Source organism: Haemophilus sp. HMSC068C11, from assembly GCF_001815355.1.
Lineage (GTDB): Bacteria > Pseudomonadota > Gammaproteobacteria > Enterobacterales > Pasteurellaceae > Haemophilus_D.
Genome location: NZ_KV820375.1, coordinates 416,178 through 431,547, shown reverse-complemented (window position 1 = coordinate 431,547; position 15,370 = coordinate 416,178). Strand labels below are relative to the sequence as shown.

Annotated in this window: 26 protein-coding genes; 24 read left to right on the top strand and 2 right to left on the bottom strand. The window is 40.1% G+C overall.

The features are described from left to right. Positions 1-6 precede the first annotated feature (6 nt). From rpsS to rplQ, 23 genes are all read left to right on the top strand, one after another. Positions 7-282, top strand: coding sequence for a 30S ribosomal protein S19 (rpsS, locus tag HMPREF3020_RS09170; RefSeq protein WP_005539416.1), 276 nt, complete (start codon positions 7-9; stop codon positions 280-282). Positions 283-293: 11 nt separating this feature from the next. Further along, positions 294-626, top strand: a complete 333-nt coding sequence (rplV, locus tag HMPREF3020_RS09165; protein ID WP_005625897.1) for a 50S ribosomal protein L22 — start codon at positions 294-296, stop codon at positions 624-626. 17 nt (positions 627-643) lie between these two features. Next, the gene (gene rpsC / locus HMPREF3020_RS09160) at positions 644-1,351 is read left to right on the top strand and encodes a 30S ribosomal protein S3 (RefSeq protein ID WP_005640982.1); all 708 of its coding nucleotides are present in this window, start codon (positions 644-646) and stop codon (positions 1,349-1,351) included. 13 nt (positions 1,352-1,364) lie between these two features. Beyond that, positions 1,365-1,775 (top strand): 50S ribosomal protein L16, encoded by a 411-nt coding sequence (gene rplP, locus HMPREF3020_RS09155; protein ID WP_005695088.1) that lies wholly within the window; start codon positions 1,365-1,367, stop codon positions 1,773-1,775. After that, entirely contained in the window at positions 1,775-1,966 is a 192-nt protein-coding gene (rpmC, locus tag HMPREF3020_RS09150; protein ID WP_049369912.1) for a 50S ribosomal protein L29, read from the top strand. The genes rplP and rpmC overlap by 1 nt, the downstream gene beginning before the upstream one ends. Further along, positions 1,966-2,223 (top strand): 30S ribosomal protein S17, encoded by a 258-nt coding sequence (gene rpsQ / locus HMPREF3020_RS09145; protein WP_005695091.1) that lies wholly within the window; start codon positions 1,966-1,968, stop codon positions 2,221-2,223. Before rpmC ends, rpsQ begins: the two co-directional genes overlap by 1 nt. Positions 2,224-2,461: 238 nt before the next feature. Continuing rightward, a complete protein-coding gene (rplN, locus tag HMPREF3020_RS09140; protein WP_005619403.1) occupies positions 2,462-2,833 on the top strand; it encodes a 50S ribosomal protein L14 in 372 nt (123 codons plus the stop codon). Between the two features lie 13 nt (positions 2,834-2,846). After that, the gene (gene rplX, locus HMPREF3020_RS09135; protein ID WP_005695092.1) at positions 2,847-3,158 is read left to right on the top strand and encodes a 50S ribosomal protein L24; all 312 of its coding nucleotides are present in this window, start codon (positions 2,847-2,849) and stop codon (positions 3,156-3,158) included. Between the two features lie 17 nt (positions 3,159-3,175). Continuing rightward, a complete protein-coding gene (rplE, locus tag HMPREF3020_RS09130) occupies positions 3,176-3,715 on the top strand; it encodes a 50S ribosomal protein L5 (protein ID WP_005695093.1) in 540 nt (179 codons plus the stop codon). Positions 3,716-3,726: 11 nt separating this feature from the next. Beyond that, positions 3,727-4,032 (top strand): 30S ribosomal protein S14, encoded by a 306-nt coding sequence (gene rpsN, locus HMPREF3020_RS09125; protein ID WP_005695094.1) that lies wholly within the window; start codon positions 3,727-3,729, stop codon positions 4,030-4,032. A 36-nt stretch (positions 4,033-4,068) separates the two neighbouring features. Next, complete coding sequence (rpsH, locus tag HMPREF3020_RS09120) at positions 4,069-4,461, top strand: 30S ribosomal protein S8 (protein ID WP_005625877.1); 393 nt, start codon at positions 4,069-4,071, stop codon at positions 4,459-4,461. Between the two features lie 15 nt (positions 4,462-4,476). Further along, the gene (gene rplF, locus HMPREF3020_RS09115; protein ID WP_005698881.1) at positions 4,477-5,010 is read left to right on the top strand and encodes a 50S ribosomal protein L6; all 534 of its coding nucleotides are present in this window, start codon (positions 4,477-4,479) and stop codon (positions 5,008-5,010) included. Positions 5,011-5,023: 13 nt separating this feature from the next. Further along, positions 5,024-5,377, top strand: a complete 354-nt coding sequence (gene rplR, locus HMPREF3020_RS09110; RefSeq protein ID WP_005695097.1) for a 50S ribosomal protein L18 — start codon at positions 5,024-5,026, stop codon at positions 5,375-5,377. Positions 5,378-5,391: 14 nt separating this feature from the next. Beyond that, on the top strand, positions 5,392-5,892 hold the full coding sequence (rpsE, locus tag HMPREF3020_RS09105; protein WP_005695098.1) for a 30S ribosomal protein S5: 501 nt from the start codon (positions 5,392-5,394) through the stop codon (positions 5,890-5,892). A 6-nt stretch (positions 5,893-5,898) separates the two neighbouring features. Beyond that, positions 5,899-6,078 (top strand): 50S ribosomal protein L30, encoded by a 180-nt coding sequence (gene rpmD, locus HMPREF3020_RS09100; RefSeq protein WP_005543631.1) that lies wholly within the window; start codon positions 5,899-5,901, stop codon positions 6,076-6,078. 4 nt (positions 6,079-6,082) lie between these two features. Further along, entirely contained in the window at positions 6,083-6,517 is a 435-nt protein-coding gene (gene rplO, locus HMPREF3020_RS09095; RefSeq protein WP_005695100.1) for a 50S ribosomal protein L15, read from the top strand. Between the two features lie 7 nt (positions 6,518-6,524). Then, positions 6,525-7,850, top strand: coding sequence for a preprotein translocase subunit SecY (secY, locus tag HMPREF3020_RS09090; protein WP_005695101.1), 1,326 nt, complete (start codon positions 6,525-6,527; stop codon positions 7,848-7,850). Between the two features lie 28 nt (positions 7,851-7,878). Beyond that, positions 7,879-7,992 carry a 50S ribosomal protein L36 gene (gene rpmJ, locus HMPREF3020_RS09085; protein ID WP_005625868.1) on the top strand — a complete coding sequence of 38 codons (114 nt, stop codon included), beginning with the start codon at positions 7,879-7,881 and terminating at the stop codon, positions 7,990-7,992. Positions 7,993-8,133: 141 nt separating this feature from the next. After that, positions 8,134-8,490, top strand: a complete 357-nt coding sequence (rpsM, locus tag HMPREF3020_RS09080; RefSeq protein WP_005548758.1) for a 30S ribosomal protein S13 — start codon at positions 8,134-8,136, stop codon at positions 8,488-8,490. A 16-nt stretch (positions 8,491-8,506) separates the two neighbouring features. Continuing rightward, positions 8,507-8,896, top strand: a complete 390-nt coding sequence (rpsK, locus tag HMPREF3020_RS09075) for a 30S ribosomal protein S11 (RefSeq protein ID WP_005543603.1) — start codon at positions 8,507-8,509, stop codon at positions 8,894-8,896. Positions 8,897-8,925: 29 nt separating this feature from the next. Further along, positions 8,926-9,546: a 30S ribosomal protein S4 gene (gene rpsD / locus HMPREF3020_RS09070; protein WP_005625866.1), complete on the top strand. Its 621-nt coding sequence runs from the start codon at positions 8,926-8,928 to the stop codon at positions 9,544-9,546. Positions 9,547-9,577: 31 nt separating this feature from the next. After that, positions 9,578-10,567: a DNA-directed RNA polymerase subunit alpha gene (locus tag HMPREF3020_RS09065; protein WP_005695102.1), complete on the top strand. Its 990-nt coding sequence runs from the start codon at positions 9,578-9,580 to the stop codon at positions 10,565-10,567. A 40-nt stretch (positions 10,568-10,607) separates the two neighbouring features. Continuing rightward, entirely contained in the window at positions 10,608-10,991 is a 384-nt protein-coding gene (rplQ, locus tag HMPREF3020_RS09060; RefSeq protein WP_005695104.1) for a 50S ribosomal protein L17, read from the top strand. A gap of 57 nt (positions 10,992-11,048) precedes the next feature. On the opposite strand, the gene rluA is transcribed toward rplQ, so the two are convergent. Beyond that, positions 11,049-11,708: a bifunctional tRNA pseudouridine(32) synthase/23S rRNA pseudouridine(746) synthase RluA gene (gene rluA, locus HMPREF3020_RS09055; RefSeq protein ID WP_049368070.1), complete on the bottom strand. Its 660-nt coding sequence runs from the start codon at positions 11,706-11,708 to the stop codon at positions 11,049-11,051. 1 nt (position 11,709) lies between these two features. Further along, the gene (gene rapA / locus HMPREF3020_RS09050; protein ID WP_049368071.1) at positions 11,710-14,472 is read right to left on the bottom strand and encodes an RNA polymerase-associated protein RapA; all 2,763 of its coding nucleotides are present in this window, start codon (positions 14,470-14,472) and stop codon (positions 11,710-11,712) included. Positions 14,473-14,670: 198 nt separating this feature from the next. Between rapA and pnuC the strand changes: the two genes are divergently transcribed. Then, complete coding sequence (pnuC, locus tag HMPREF3020_RS09045; protein WP_049368072.1) at positions 14,671-15,354, top strand: nicotinamide riboside transporter PnuC; 684 nt, start codon at positions 14,671-14,673, stop codon at positions 15,352-15,354. Positions 15,355-15,370 lie beyond the last annotated feature (16 nt).

Below are 15,370 nucleotides of genomic sequence, written 5' to 3'. Positions count from 1 at the left end.
TAAGCCATGCCACGTTCTCTCAAGAAAGGTCCTTTCCTTGACCTACACTTGTTGAAGAAGGTAGAGAAGGCGGTGGAAAGCGGGGATAAAAAACCAATCAAAACTTGGTCCCGTCGTTCAATGATCATTCCTTCAATGATCGGATTGACCATCGCAGTCCATAATGGTCGTCAGCACGTTCCTGTTTATGTATCTGATGAAATGATCGGCCATAAATTAGGTGAATTTGCACCGACTCGTACATACCGCGGTCACGCGGCAGATAAGAAAGCTAAGAAATAAGAGGTAAATAGATGGAAACTATCGCAAAACATCGTTACGCTCGCACTTCTGCCCAAAAAGCTCGCTTAGTTGCCGATTTAATTCGTGGTAAAAAAGTTGCGCAAGCATTAGAAATCTTAACTTTTACTAACAAAAAAGCTGCGGCTTTAGTGAAAAAAGTATTAGAGTCTGCTATTGCTAACGCAGAGCATAATGATGGTGCAGATATCGATGATCTTAAAGTTGCTAAAATCTTCGTTGACGAAGGTCCTAGCATGAAACGTGTTATGCCACGTGCTAAAGGTCGTGCAGATCGTATTTTAAAACGTACTAGCCACATCACTGTGGTTGTGTCAGATCGTTAATAAGTAGAGGAATAGCAATGGGTCAAAAAGTAAATCCAAATGGTATTCGCCTAGGTATTGTAAAACCTTGGAACTCTACTTGGTTCGCGAATACACAAGATTTCGCCGACAATCTTGACGGTGACTTCAAAGTACGCAAATTCTTAACTAAAGAATTAGCAAACGCTTCGGTTTCACGTATTACTATTGAGCGTCCAGCAAAAAGTATTCGTGTAACAATTCACACAGCTCGCCCTGGTATCGTTATCGGTAAAAAAGGTGAAGATGTTGAAAAATTACGTAACGCAGTATCTCAAATCGCTGGCGTTCCGGCTCAAATCAACATTGCTGAAGTGAAAAAACCGGAATTAGATGCAAAATTAGTTGCAGACAGCATCGCTTCTCAATTAGAACGTCGTGTAATGTTCCGTCGTGCTATGAAACGTGCGGTACAAAGCGCAATGCGTTTAGGTGCTAAAGGTATCAAAGTTGAAGTTAGCGGTCGTTTAGGTGGTGCAGAAATCGCGCGTTCTGAATGGTATCGTGAAGGTCGTGTACCTCTACATACTCTTCGTGCGGACATCGATTATAACACTGCAGAAGCTCATACTACATACGGCGTAATCGGCGTTAAAGTATGGATCTTCAAAGGTGAAATTTTGGGTGGAATGGCTGCAGTTGCGCAATCAGAACAACAACCTGCCGACAAGCCTAAAAAGGCTCCGCGTGGCAAAGGTCGTAAGTAAGGAGAAACGCTAAATGTTGCAACCAAAACGTACAAAATTCCGTAAAGTTCACAAAGGCCGTAACCGTGGTATCGCGGGTGGTACTGAAGTTAGCTTCGGTACATTCGGGTTAAAAGCAGTTGGTCGTGGTCGTTTAACCGCTCGTCAAATTGAAGCGGCTCGTCGTGCAATGACACGTGCAGTTAAACGTCAAGGTAAAATCTGGATCCGTGTTTTCCCAGATAAACCAATTACTGAAAAACCATTAGAAGTCCGTATGGGTAAAGGTAAAGGTAACGTTGAGTACTGGGTAGCCTTAATCCAACCGGGTAAAGTACTTTATGAAATGGATGGTGTGTCAGAAGAGATCGCAAGACAAGCATTTGCATTAGCAGCTGCTAAATTGCCAATCAAGACTACCTTCGTAACTAAGACGGTGATGTAATGAAAGCTCAAGATTTACGTACAAAAAGTGTTGAAGAGCTGAATAATGAATTAGTGAACCTTTTAGGTGAACAATTCAAATTGCGTATGCAAACAGCCACCGGTCAGCTTCAACAAACCCATCAGGCTAAACAAGTGCGTCGTGATATCGCACGCATTAAGACTATTTTAACTGAGAAGGCGGGTGAGTAATGACTGATAAAATTCGTAGCGTACAAGGTAAAGTTGTTAGCGACAAAATGGAAAAATCTTTCGTTGTTGCTATTGAACGTAAGGTAAAACACCCGTTATACGGTAAATTTATCCGTCGTACAACTAAATTACACGTACACGATGAGAACAATGAAGCAAAATTAGGTGATGTAGTAGAGATTCGCGAATGTCGTCCTCTCTCTAAAACCAAATCTTGGACTTTAGTTCGTGTTGTTGAGAAAGCAGTTATTGCTTAATTAACAAATTAAAAAATAAAAGCCAATGGTTATTCCGTTGGCTTTTTTCTTTCCAAGACTTGCTAAAAAGTTATAAAAATTTGACCGCACTTTAAATACGCTAACTTAAGTATAAAATTTTGATTGCGTTTATAGCTTGATTTTGGTAAACTCCGCCACCTATCCGCCATATATCTTTATAAGGCATGGATAGGTTCGTCCCGCAAGGGTGTATTATTAACTTAACGGAGCATAAAATATGATCCAAGAACAGACTATGCTGGATGTTGCCGATAACTCTGGTGCTCGCAGCGTAATGTGTATCAAGGTTCTAGGTGGATCGCACCGTCGTTATGCTGCTATTGGTGATATCATCAAAGTTACTGTAAAAGAAGCAATTCCACGCGGTAAAGTTAAAAAAGGTGATGTATTAAAAGCAGTTGTTGTGCGCACCAAGAAGGGTGTTCGTCGCCCAGACGGATCAGTCATTCGCTTCGATGGTAACGCTTGTGTAATTTTAAACAATAACACAGAGCAACCAATCGGTACTCGTATTTTTGGACCGGTGACTCGTGAACTTCGTTCTGAGAAATTCATGAAGATCATTTCTTTGGCACCAGAAGTACTGTAAGGAGAAGTGAGAAATGGCTGCAAAAATTCGTCAAAACGATGAAGTAATCGTACTTGCCGGTAAAGATAAAGGCAAGCGTGGCAAGGTAACTAAAGTGTTACCAAACGGTAAAGTGTTTGTTGAAGGTATCAACATCATCACTAAACATGAAAAACCAGTTCCTGCTTTAGGACAAGCTGGTGGCTTAGTGAAAAAAGAAGCGGCTATCGATGCTTCTAATGTTGCGATTTTCAATCCAAAAACAAACAAAGCTGACCGTGTAGGTTTTAGATTCGAAGACGGCAAAAAAGTACGTTTCTTCAAATCTAACAATGAAATTATCTAACAAACTGGAGTAATGCGATGGCGAAACTGCATGATTACTACAGAGATCAAGTAGTAAACGAGTTAAAAAATAAATTCGGCTACAAATCTGTCATGCAAGTCCCACGAATCGAAAAGATTACCCTGAATATGGGTGTGGGTGAAGCATTGACCGATAAGAAATTGCTAGACAACGCAGTAGCGGACTTAGCAGCAATTAGCGGTCAAAAACCTTTAGTAACTAAAGCTCGTAAATCTGTTGCTGGCTTTAAAATCCGTCAGGGATATCCAATCGGTTGTAAAGTAACACTACGCGGTGAGCGTATGTGGGAGTTCTTTGAACGTTTAATTACAATTGCTGTTCCACGTATTCGTGACTTCCGCGGTTTAAGCGCGAAATCATTTGATGGTCGTGGTAACTACAGCATGGGTGTGCGTGAACAAATCATCTTCCCTGAAATCGATTACGATAAAGTAGATCGTGTACGTGGTTTAGATATCACTATCACAACTACTGCTAAGAATGATGAAGAAGGTCAAGCACTACTTGCTGCCTTTAATTTCCCATTCCGTAAATAAGGCAGGTTATAATGGCAAAACAATCAATGAAAGCACGCGATGTAAAACGCGTTAAATTGGCTGAAAAATTCTTCGCTAAACGTGCAGAATTAAAGAAAATCATTTCTGATGTCAATGCCTCTGACGAAGATCGTTGGAATGCAGTGTTAAAATTACAAACTTTACCACGTGATTCTAGCCCTAGTCGTCAACGTAACCGTTGCCGCCAAACTGGACGTCCTCACGGCGTTTTACGTAAGTTTGGTTTAAGCCGTATTAAGGTTCGTGAAGCTGCTATGCGCGGCGAGATCCCTGGCCTTAGAAAAGCGAGCTGGTAATATACCACTTTATTTTGGAATCGGAGAAAAAGTACAATGAGTATGCAAGATCCAATCGCAGATATGTTGACCCGTATTCGTAACGGTCAAGCTGCGAACAAAGTTGCAATCAATATGCCTTCTTCCAAGCTAAAAGTGGCAATTGCCAATGTATTAGCTGCTGAAGGTTATATCGAAAGCGTTAAAGTTTTAGAAGGTGCAAAACCTGAATTGGAAATTACTTTAAAATATTTCCAAGGCAAACCGGTTGTAGAAAGCATCCAACGTGTAAGCCGTCCTGGTCTTCGTATTTACAAACGTAAAGACGAATTACCAAAAGTTATGGGTGGTTTAGGTGTTGCTGTAATTTCTACATCTAAAGGTGTTATGACTGACCGTGCAGCTCGTCAAGCGGGCTTAGGCGGTGAGATCATCTGTTACGTAGCTTAATAGAGGGGTAGGAAAATGTCTCGTGTTGCAAAGGCACCTGTTAATATTCCTGCCGGCGTTGAAGTTAAACTCGACGGTCAGCTATTAACAGTAAAAGGAAAAAATGGCGAGTTATCTCGCACAATTCATCACTCAGTTGAAGTTAAACAAGATAATGGTCAATTTACTTTCACTCCACGTGAAGGTTTTGTTGAAGCGAATGCTCAATCGGGTACAGCTCGTGCATTAGTTAATGCAATGGTTATCGGTGTTACTGAAGGCTTCACTAAGAAATTACAACTAGTGGGTGTTGGTTACAGAGCTCAAGTTAAAGGCAACGTAGTTGCATTAAGCTTAGGTTTCTCTCACCCTGTGGAGCACACTTTACCAGCAGGTATTACTGCTGAATGCCCTTCACAAACGGAAATCGTTTTAAAAGGTGCTGACAAGCAGTTAATTGGTCAAGTTGCAGCAGATATTCGTGCTTATCGCCGTCCTGAACCTTATAAAGGTAAAGGTGTACGTTACTCTGATGAAGTAGTACGTATGAAAGAGGCTAAGAAGAAATAATTAAGGTAACACTATGGATAAGAAATCAGCTCGTATCCGTCGTGCAGCTCGTGCACGTCATATGATGAGAGAGCAAGGTGTAACTCGTCTAGTTATTCACCGTACTCCGCGTCATATCTACGCACAAGTTATTGCACCAAACGGTTCAGAAGTGCTTGCCGCTGCTTCAACTGTTGAAAAAGCAATTCGTGAGCAAGTTAAATATACCGGTAATAAAGATGCCGCAGCAGTAGTAGGTAAACTTGTTGCTGAGCGCGCATTAGCAAAAGGCGTTAAAGACGTTGCTTTTGACCGTTCCGGTTTTAAATATCATGGTCGTGTCCAAACTTTAGCGGACGCTGCACGTGAAGCTGGTCTACAGTTCTAATGAGGTAAATTGAGATGTCAAACATCGAAAAACAAGCTGGTGAACTGCAAGAGAAGCTAATCGCAGTAAACCGTGTATCAAAAACTGTAAAAGGTGGTCGTATTATGAGCTTTACTGCTTTAACAGTAGTAGGCGATGGTAACGGTCGCGTAGGTTTTGGTTATGGTAAAGCTCGCGAAGTTCCGGCAGCGATCCAAAAAGCGATGGAAAAAGCACGTCGCAATATGATTAATGTCGCTTTAAACGAAGGTACATTACAACACCCAGTTAAAGGTGTTCACACTGGTTCTCGCGTATTTATGCAACCAGCTAGCGAAGGTACAGGTATCATCGCTGGTGGTGCAATGCGTTCAGTGTTAGAAGTTGCTGGTGTACGTAACGTTCTTTCTAAAGCGTATGGTTCAACCAACCCAATCAACGTTGTTCGTGCAACTATTGATGCATTAGCAAATATGAAATCACCAGAAATGGTTGCTGCTAAACGTGGCAAAACCGTTGATGAAATTTTGGGGTAATTGATAATGGCTAAAACTATTAAAGTAACTCAAGTTCGTAGCTCAATTGCTCGTTTACCGAAGCACAAAGCTACCTTGCGTGGTCTTGGTCTTCGCCATATGCACCATACTGTTGAGTTAATCGATACTCCGGCAGTACGTGGTATGATTAACCAAGTTTCATACATGGTTAAAGTGGAGGAGTAAGAGAATGCGTTTAAATACTCTATCTCCGGCTGAAGGTGCTAAGCACAGCGCAAAACGCCTTGGTCGTGGTATTGGTTCAGGTTTAGGAAAAACTGGTGGTCGTGGTCATAAAGGTCAAAAATCTCGTACTGGCGGCGGTGTTCGTCGTGGTTTCGAGGGTGGCCAAATGCCATTATACCGTCGTTTACCAAAATTTGGTTTCACTTCAATGAAATCAGCTGTAACTGCTGAAGTTCGTTTAAACGAATTAACAAAAGTTGAAGGAAATGTTGTCACTTTAGAAGCATTAAAAGCTGCAAACATTTTAACTAAAGATATTCAATTCGCTAAAGTTATCTTAGCTGGTGAAGTGAAATCTGCAGTTACTGTACGTGGTTTACGTGTAACTAAAGGTGCAAAAGCAGCAATCGAAGCTGCTGGCGGTTCAGTTGAGGAATAATTAGCAAATGGCTAAACAACCAGGTTATCAAAGCAGAAGTACTAATAGTGGTACTGGTGAACTAAAAAGCAGATTGCTTTTTGTATTAGGTGCACTTATCGTTTATCGTATTGGTTCTTTTATTCCGCTTCCTGGTATTGATGCCGCCGTGCTAGCTCAATTAGTTGAACAACAAAAAGGCACCATCATTGATATGTTAAACATGTTCTCTGGTGGTGCATTGAGCCGAGCATCAATTTTAGCATTAGGTATCATGCCGTATATCTCGGCATCTATCGTAATGCAATTGCTTGCGACGGTTTCACCTGCTTTAGCAGAATTGAAAAAAGAAGGCGCAGCAGGACAAAGAAAAATCACCAAGTATACTCGTTATGCAACGGTGGTTTTTGCTACTATCCAAGCTATCGCAATTTCTACCGGTTTACCGAATATGTTGCCACAGTTAGTGCCAAATATCGGTTTTACTTTTTACTTCACTGCAGTAGTGAGTCTTGTAACCGGAACCATGTTCTTAATGTGGTTAGGTGAGCAAATTACTGAAAGAGGTATTGGTAACGGTATCTCAATTCTTGTTTTTGGTGGTATTGTTGCAGGATTGCCGCATGCAATCATCGAAACAGTTGAGCAAGCTCGTCAAGGACAAATGCATCCTTTAGTTCTTCTACTAATCGCTGCTATTGTTTTTGCAGTAACTTATTTTGTTGTCTTCGTAGAACGTGGACAACGTAGAATTCGTGTTGAATATGCTAAGCGTCAACAAGGACGTCAAATTTTAGGTGGTCATTCAACTCACTTACCATTAAAAGTTAATATGGCAAACGTAATGCCAGCAATTTTTGCTTCAAGCATTATTTTATTCCCAGCCACATTGACACAATGGTTTGGTCAGAATGATAAGTTTGAGTGGTTAAATGACTTATCAATGTTGTTGAATCCTGGACAACCTTTATATCTTCTTGTTTATGCGGTAGCGATTATTTTCTTCAGTTTCTTCTATACTGCAATGCAATATAATCCACGTGATACAGCAGATAATCTAAAAAAATCTGGTGCATTTATCCCAGGAATTAGACCAGGTGAACAAACATCACGTTACATTGATAAAGTAATGACTCGCTTAACATTAATTGGCGGTCTTTATGTAACGTTCGTATGTTTAGTCCCTTATATTATGACATCAGCATGGGATGTTAAATTCTACTTCGGTGGTACTTCCTTATTAATCGTTGTTGTTGTAATTATGGATTTTATCGTGCAAGTTCAGAGTCACTTAATGTCGTCTCAATATGAATCTGCGTTAAAAAAAGCAAACCTTAAAGGTTTTGGACAGTAATTGTTCATTTAAGTAAAAAGGATAAGCAATGAAAGTTCGTGCTTCCGTTAAGAAGATGTGTCGTAACTGTAAAATTGTTAAACGTGAAGGTGTTGTTCGCGTATTATGCAGCGACCCTAAACATAAACAACGTCAAGGTTAATTAACATTTCTTCTTGCAAAGAACCGGTTGAGTAGTTATACTACTCAACTCATTTATGTCCTTGGTATTCTGTTTGAGTATCCTGAAAACGGGCTTTTCAAGATCAGAATACCAAATTAGTTAAAATAATAGGAGTGCATAGTGGCCCGTATTGCAGGCATTAACATTCCTGATCACAAACACGCTGTAATCGCTTTAACTGCAATTTACGGTATCGGTAAAACTCGTTCTAAAAGCATTTGTGCTGCAGCGGGTATTGCTGAAGATGTTAAGATCAGCGAATTGTCTGAAGAGCAGATTGACAAACTGCGTGACGAAGTTGGTAAATTTACCGTTGAAGGTGACTTACGTCGTGAAGTAACACTAAACATCAAACGTCTTTTAGACTTAGGTTGTTACCGTGGTTTACGTCATCGTCGTAGTTTACCGGTACGTGGTCAACGTACTAAAACTAATGCGCGTACCCGTAAGGGTCCACGTAAGCCGATCAAAAAATAGTCGGGGTAAATAAAGAATGGCTAAAACACCAGTTCGTGCACGTAAACGTGTAAAAAAACAAGTTGTAGATGGCGTAGCACACATTCACGCATCTTTCAATAATACAATCGTTACCATTACTGACCGTCAAGGTAATGCTTTAGCTTGGGCTACAGCAGGTGGTTCAGGTTTCCGTGGTTCTCGTAAATCTACCCCGTTCGCTGCACAAGTTGCTGCAGAACGTTGTGCTGAAATCGTTAAAGAATTCGGCTTAAAGAACTTGGAAGTTATGGTTAAAGGTCCGGGTCCGGGTCGTGAATCAACAATCCGTGCATTAAATGCAGCGGGTTTCCGTATCACGAACATCACTGATGTGACTCCGATTCCTCATAACGGTTGTCGTCCACCGAAAAAACGTCGTGTTTAATGGCGTAATAGGATAGTTGGAGAAAGAAAATGGCAAGATATTTGGGCCCTAAACTCAAGCTCAGCCGTCGTGAAGGCACTGATTTATTCCTTAAATCAGGTGTGCGTGCGATTGATTCAAAATGTAAAATTGATACAGCACCAGGTCAACACGGTGCTCGTAAACCGCGTTTGTCTGACTATGGTAGTCAATTACGTGAAAAACAAAAAGTTCGTCGTATCTATGGTATTTTAGAGCGTCAATTCCGTAACTACTATAAAGAAGCAAACCGTTTAAAAGGTAATACTGGTGAAAACTTACTAGTATTATTAGAAGGTAGATTGGATAACGTTGTTTATCGCATGGGATTTGCTGCAACTCGCGCAGAAGCTCGTCAATTAGTGAGCCACAAAGCGATTGTCGTAAATGGTCGTGTTGTAAATATCCCATCTTTCCAAGTTTCTGTAAATGATGTCGTTGCTGTTCGTGAGAAATCTAAAAAACAAGCACGTATTAAAGCATCATTAGAATTAGCAGAACAAAGAGAAAAACCAACTTGGTTAGAAGTTGATTCTGCGAAAATGGAAGGTGTGTTCAAACGTGTTCCTGAACGTTCTGATTTATCAGCAGACATTAACGAACATCTGATCGTTGAGCTTTACTCTAAATAATAGTTAAGCTTAAAAGCAAAGAGAGGATAAAATGCAGGGTTCTGTTACAGAATTTTTAAAACCACGCTTAGTAGATATCGAGCAAATTAGCTCTACTCATGCTAAGGTGATCTTAGAACCGTTAGAGCGTGGCTTTGGTCATACTCTAGGGAATGCATTACGTCGTATCCTTCTGTCTTCAATGCCAGGTTGTGCTGTAACTGAAGTAGAAATTGATGGCGTATTGCATGAATATAGTAGTAAAGAAGGTGTTCAGGAAGATATTCTTGAAGTTCTTTTAAACCTTAAAGGTCTAGCGGTTAAAGTACAGAATAAAGATGATGTTATTCTGACATTAAATAAATCTGGAATTGGCCCTGTTGTTGCAGCAGATATCACCCACGATGGTGATGTTGAGATTGTTAATCCATCACATGTAATCTGTCACTTAACAGACGAAAACGCATCTATTAATATGCGTATTCGTGTTCAACGTGGTAGAGGTTATGTACCTGCATCTGCTCGTACTCATTCACAAAATGAAGATCGTCCAATCGGTCGTTTATTAGTAGACGCTTGTTATAGCCCGGTTGACCGTATTGCTTACAATGTTGAAGCAGCACGTGTTGAACAACGTACTGACTTAGATAAACTAGTTATCGAGTTAGAAACTAACGGGACTATTGATCCGGAAGAAGCAATTCGTCGTGCAGCAACAATTTTAGCAGAGCAACTCGATGCATTCGTTGATTTGCGTGATGTTCGTCAACCTGAAGTCAAGGAAGAAAAACCGGAATTTGATCCGATTTTATTACGTCCTGTTGATGACTTAGAGTTGACAGTTCGTTCTGCTAACTGTTTGAAAGCAGAAACAATTCACTATATCGGTGACTTAGTACAACGTACAGAAGTTGAGTTATTAAAAACGCCTAATCTTGGTAAGAAATCTCTTACTGAAATTAAAGACGTTCTCGCTTCACGTGGCTTGTCACTTGGTATGCGCCTTGAGAATTGGCCACCAGCAAGTATTGCTGAAGACTAGTTTGGTCATAGGTTAAGATTTTTCTGAGAAGGATAAGATCATGCGCCATCGTAAGAGTGGTCGTCAACTAAACCGTAATAGCAGCCATCGCCAAGCGATGTTCCGTAACTTAGCAAGTGCTTTAGTTAGTCATGAAATCATCAAGACTACTTTACCAAAAGCTAAAGAATTACGTCGTGTAGTTGAACCGTTAATTACATTAGCAAAAGAAGATAGCGTTGCAAACCGTCGTTTAGCATTCGCTCGTACTCGTAACATCGAAACTGTTGCGAAATTATTCAATGAATTAGGTCCACGTTTTGCTCAACGTGCAGGTGGTTACACCCGTATCTTAAAATGTGGTTTCCGTGCAGGTGACAACGCTCCAATGGCATACATTGAGTTAGTTGATCGTCCAGAAGTTGCAGAAGCAGCAGCGGAATAATAATTTGTTATAAAATGAAAAGGCTCACTAATGTGAGCCTTTTTTATATTTCTTTTTCTAGAATTCAGCTTCAGCTCTGAATGTCATTTTCTCACCTGTAATAGGATGAGTAATCGTAAGTTCTTCTGCATGTAAGCATAGGCGAGGTGACATCGCTTTAGATTGTGGGTGAGAATAAAATTTGTCACCTAAAATAGGATGTCCTAGTGCGAGTGTATGTAAACGTAGTTGATGTGAACGTCCTGTGATTGGTGTCAGTTTTACTCGAGTGCAGTTAGTAGGTAATCTTTCTAGAACTTCATAAAACGTGACCGCTCTTTTACCAAATACAAAATCAATGCGTTGACGCGGGCGATTTTCCCAATCACAAATCATGGGAAGATTAATTTCCCCACTATCTTGTTCTAAGTGTCCCCATACTAAAGCTTGATAATATTTCTTTGGCTCACGTTCACGAAATTGACGTTTCAACTCTTTATCTGCCGCTTTACTTAATGCAAATAGAATAATCCCACTTGTGGCCATATCTAAACGATGTGCAGGTTCACAAAATCCAAATTTCTCTTTTACCCGACTCATTGCACTGTCATAGTATTCTGGCTGATTGCCAGGGACTGAAAGTAAACCGCTTGGTTTGTTTACTACGCAGATATGATTATCTTGGTAGATAATATCTAAATACGGTTCTAAAGGGGGGTGGTATTCAATAAGTGCCATATTATTCCTTGTTTGTCACTATTACCCGAAGGCTATCTAGTCGCCAGCTTGCTTTACTTAATTCTTCTAGAGAAACTAAACGTTGTTTTTCTAATACATCAATTTCCACCTGGCGAATATTTTTATTTACTGCTTTCAAGGCTATAAGTCTATTGAGCTCAGTGCTCAATGTTTGATCGGCTAATCTACTGGCTTCTCGAATTTGAGCTTGTGCAATTTCAGTTATTTTGTGCTCGCCTAGTTTAATTAATTGCTCAATATTTGGACGAGCCATTTTGACCATTTTATTTGCAATGTCTTTGCTTAGTAGCTTAAGTTTATTTTGCAATGTATCAAAATTAACTTGTCCGGCGAGATCATTTCCTTTGCTATCCAGCAATAATCGAACTGGTGTAGGTGGAAGAAAACGATTCAGTTGCAAGCCTTTTGGTGATTGGCTTTCAATCATATAAATCAATTCAACCAGTAGCGTGCCAGCAGGCAGTTGTTTATTGACTAATAATGCCATTGCTGCTTTGCCAATGTCGCCAGAAGCGATTAAATCAATGCCTTGACGAATCATTGGGTGATCCCAGGTAAGAAATTCTAATTCCTCACGCGCAAGGGCTAGTTGTCGGTCAAAAGTTACTGTGACACCTTCTTCTTTTAGTCCTGGAAAATCAGGAACAAGCATGGTGCCTGTTGGCGTGATGACAATGCTGTTTTCACCTAAATCATCTTGTTCTACACCAATAATATCAAATAAATTCAGTGCAAAATTGACTAATTGTGGCGAATTATCTGTTTGAGCAATTTCTCCCGCAAGTCGTTGTGCCTTTTCACCACCATTAGAATTTAATTCTAACAAACGATCACGACCTTTTTCCAAGGCTAAACGCAATGCTTTTGCTTGTTTTTGCGTTTGGAGAATGAGTTGCTCAAAATCTGCTTTATTTTCTGACCGCACTTTTAATAAAGTTTCATATTGTTCAAACAATGCCATACCAATAGGGCAAGTTTGTTCAAAAGCATTTAATCCTTCATGATACCAACGTGCTAAATCTTGCTGTGCAGAACCTGATAGGCAGGGTACATAAATTTGTACATCTCGCGTTTGCCCGATGCGATCTAAACGGCCAATACATTGCTCAAGTAAGTCAGGATTTTCTGGTAAATCGAAGAGTACGAGATGGCAAGCAAATTGGAAGTTTCTCCCTTCAGAACCAATGCTTGAACTCAGTAAAACTTGTGCGCCATTATCAGTATCTGCAAAATAAGCCGCTGCACGATCTCGTTCAATAATCGACATTCTTTCATGGAAAACAGCAATGCGAATGGCTTCTTTTTCTCGTAAAATTTGCTCAAGTTGAATTGCCGTTTGTGCTGTTTTACAAATGACTAAGATTTTTTCATTTCGGTGTGATTTTAAGAAATCAATTAACCAATGAATTTTTTCATCACCCTCAGTCGCATCAATCGTTACTTGGTGATAAACCCGATGCGGGAAACCTTTTACACCTTGGCGTGTATTGCGAAATAAAATACGGCTTGTGCCATGTCTGTCGATGAGATTTTGAATGAGTTCTTGTCGCGCAGCTTGTTTCTCCTCATCATTATGACAGGCTAAAGCTTTGAATAATGATTCGACATCCTGCTCATTGAGTAAATCAGAAATATGATTTTTTTCGACCGCACTTAGCGGCTTCTCTGAGAGTAAAGATTGCACAGCATCCGCAACAGGCTGATAGTTTTCTTGCTCCTTCAAGAATGCTTGATAATCGTAAAAACGCTCATGATCAAGCAAGCGTAAACGTGCAAAATGGCTTTCCAAACCCAGTTGTTCAGGCGTTGCGGTGAGTAATAAAACAGATGGAATAGCATTCGCTAATTGTTCTACTAATAAATAAGCGGCACTTGGCGCATTTTCAGACCAAGCTAAATGATGCGCTTCATCGACAATTAAACAGTCAAATTCAGCTTCAATAGCTTGTTGTACACGATTGGGATGGGCTTTCAACCAGTCTAATGCACAGATAATTAAGCTTTCTGTACTAAATGGGTTGATAGCTTGTTCGGCAAAATCTTCACAACGTTCTTCATCAAATAATGAAAAATGTAAATTAAAACGACGAAGCATTTCAACAAGCCATTGATGTTGCAAGGTTTCAGGTACAATAATTAATACACGTTGTACTTTTTCAGTAAAAAGCTGGTTTTGCAAAATCATCCCTGCTTCAATGGTTTTACCTAACCCCACTTCATCCGCTAAGAGTACACGAGGATTGACACGATTTCCTACCTCTTGCGCGATATGAAGTTGATGAGGAATTAAACCCGCACGATTGCCTCGTAATCCACGCAAAGGCGATTGGAATTGAGCTTGTTGATGTAGAAGAGTTTGATAACGCAACGCAAAATGTTCACTGCGGTCAATTTGCGATGAAAAGAGGCGATCTTTCGCTTGGCTAAAAGAAATTATCGGAGAAAGTTCTTTTTCATTGACGATAACGTCTTCGCCTTGCGCATTTTTGACTAAATAAAATAAGAGACCATTCATTTCTTGAACATCAAGAACTTCACCTTGCCAACCTGCCTGGTGATGAAGTTGTTCCCCTTTATTCAATACAATTCGGGTTAAGGGAGCTTGTGCCACCGCATAAATTCGGGTTTCATCTGTGGCGGGAAAGTGAAGGGTAACTGAACGGAAATCTAAGTCTGTAATCATGCCTAATCCGAGGCTATTTTCTGTTTCGCTAATCCAACGTTGACCGATTGCAAATGACATCATCTTCCTCTTAATGAATCTCTTAAAATGGGGCGATATTGTAGTCTGATTATAAGGGAAAGCAAGGCATGGCCATCTAAAAGTATGAAAAATAAAGTGTGATTTATCTCACAATAATCAAATTAAATACTCGCTATGCTTTACTTTAAAAAAGTGCGGTGTAAAAATGGCGTACTTTTTATAAAACAGGAGTGTTCCATGAATTGGACAGAACGACTTAAAGAAGAATTTTTATCCGGTTGGAAGCCTTTTGAAGTGGTATGGGTGGTTATTTTCCTTGCCGCGCAAATTATTGCTTATGTTCTTGCGCCAGATAGCCCATTAGGCATGATTTCGGGTATTGCAGGTATTCTCTGTGTAGTATTGGTGAGTAAAGGAAAAATTAGCAACTATTTCTTTGGGCTTATTTTTGCTTACACCTATTTTTATGTCGCATGGAGAAACAATTTCCTGGGCGAAATGAATACGGTGCTCTATGTGTATATTCCATCACAATTTATCGGTTATTTTATGTGGAAACAACACATGCAAAACGATAATGGCAGTGAAAGTGTAATTGCAAAAGCTTTAACACCAAAAGGTTGGGCAATTTTACTCGTGAGTGTTGGGATTGGGACATTCTGCTTTGTGCAGGCTTTAAAAGCAGCGGGCGGGAGTTCTACAGGATTAGATGGTTTAACCACGATTATCACCGTAGCGGCACAATTATTGATGATTTTGCGTTATCGTGAGCAATGGTTATTGTGGATTGTCTTAAATGTGCTTTCCATTTTACTTTGGGCAGAGCAGCCAGCGATGTACTTAATGTATAGTGCTTACTTACTTAACTCATTATATGGTTATTACAACTGGACGAAACTCGTCAAAGCGGAAAGTCACTAATCACATCAATAAAAAA

Bases quoted from the DNA above. Each gene is read 5' to 3' on its own strand.
- rpsS (WP_005539416.1), top strand. From the start codon at position 7: ATGCCACGTTCTCTCAAGAAAGGTCCTTTCCTTGACCTACACTTGTTG.
- rplV (WP_005625897.1), top strand. From the start codon at position 294: ATGGAAACTATCGCAAAACATCGTTACGCTCGCACTTCTGCCCAAAAA.
- rpsC (WP_005640982.1), top strand. From the start codon at position 644: ATGGGTCAAAAAGTAAATCCAAATGGTATTCGCCTAGGTATTGTAAAA.
- rplP (WP_005695088.1), top strand. From the start codon at position 1,365: ATGTTGCAACCAAAACGTACAAAATTCCGTAAAGTTCACAAAGGCCGT.
- rpmC (WP_049369912.1), top strand. From the start codon at position 1,775: ATGAAAGCTCAAGATTTACGTACAAAAAGTGTTGAAGAGCTGAATAAT.
- rpsQ (WP_005695091.1), top strand. From the start codon at position 1,966: ATGACTGATAAAATTCGTAGCGTACAAGGTAAAGTTGTTAGCGACAAA.
- rplN (WP_005619403.1), top strand. From the start codon at position 2,462: ATGATCCAAGAACAGACTATGCTGGATGTTGCCGATAACTCTGGTGCT.
- rplX (WP_005695092.1), top strand. From the start codon at position 2,847: ATGGCTGCAAAAATTCGTCAAAACGATGAAGTAATCGTACTTGCCGGT.
- rplE (WP_005695093.1), top strand. From the start codon at position 3,176: ATGGCGAAACTGCATGATTACTACAGAGATCAAGTAGTAAACGAGTTA.
- rpsN (WP_005695094.1), top strand. From the start codon at position 3,727: ATGGCAAAACAATCAATGAAAGCACGCGATGTAAAACGCGTTAAATTG.
- rpsH (WP_005625877.1), top strand. From the start codon at position 4,069: ATGAGTATGCAAGATCCAATCGCAGATATGTTGACCCGTATTCGTAAC.
- rplF (WP_005698881.1), top strand. From the start codon at position 4,477: ATGTCTCGTGTTGCAAAGGCACCTGTTAATATTCCTGCCGGCGTTGAA.
- rplR (WP_005695097.1), top strand. From the start codon at position 5,024: ATGGATAAGAAATCAGCTCGTATCCGTCGTGCAGCTCGTGCACGTCAT.
- rpsE (WP_005695098.1), top strand. From the start codon at position 5,392: ATGTCAAACATCGAAAAACAAGCTGGTGAACTGCAAGAGAAGCTAATC.
- rpmD (WP_005543631.1), top strand. From the start codon at position 5,899: ATGGCTAAAACTATTAAAGTAACTCAAGTTCGTAGCTCAATTGCTCGT.
- rplO (WP_005695100.1), top strand. From the start codon at position 6,083: ATGCGTTTAAATACTCTATCTCCGGCTGAAGGTGCTAAGCACAGCGCA.
- secY (WP_005695101.1), top strand. From the start codon at position 6,525: ATGGCTAAACAACCAGGTTATCAAAGCAGAAGTACTAATAGTGGTACT.
- rpmJ (WP_005625868.1), top strand. From the start codon at position 7,879: ATGAAAGTTCGTGCTTCCGTTAAGAAGATGTGTCGTAACTGTAAAATT.
- rpsK (WP_005543603.1), top strand. From the start codon at position 8,507: ATGGCTAAAACACCAGTTCGTGCACGTAAACGTGTAAAAAAACAAGTT.
- rpsD (WP_005625866.1), top strand. From the start codon at position 8,926: ATGGCAAGATATTTGGGCCCTAAACTCAAGCTCAGCCGTCGTGAAGGC.
- HMPREF3020_RS09065 (WP_005695102.1), top strand. From the start codon at position 9,578: ATGCAGGGTTCTGTTACAGAATTTTTAAAACCACGCTTAGTAGATATC.
- rplQ (WP_005695104.1), top strand. From the start codon at position 10,608: ATGCGCCATCGTAAGAGTGGTCGTCAACTAAACCGTAATAGCAGCCAT.
- rluA (WP_049368070.1), bottom strand. From the start codon at position 11,708: ATGGCACTTATTGAATACCACCCCCCTTTAGAACCGTATTTAGATATT.
- rapA (WP_049368071.1), bottom strand. From the start codon at position 14,472: ATGTCATTTGCAATCGGTCAACGTTGGATTAGCGAAACAGAAAATAGC.
- pnuC (WP_049368072.1), top strand. From the start codon at position 14,671: ATGAATTGGACAGAACGACTTAAAGAAGAATTTTTATCCGGTTGGAAG.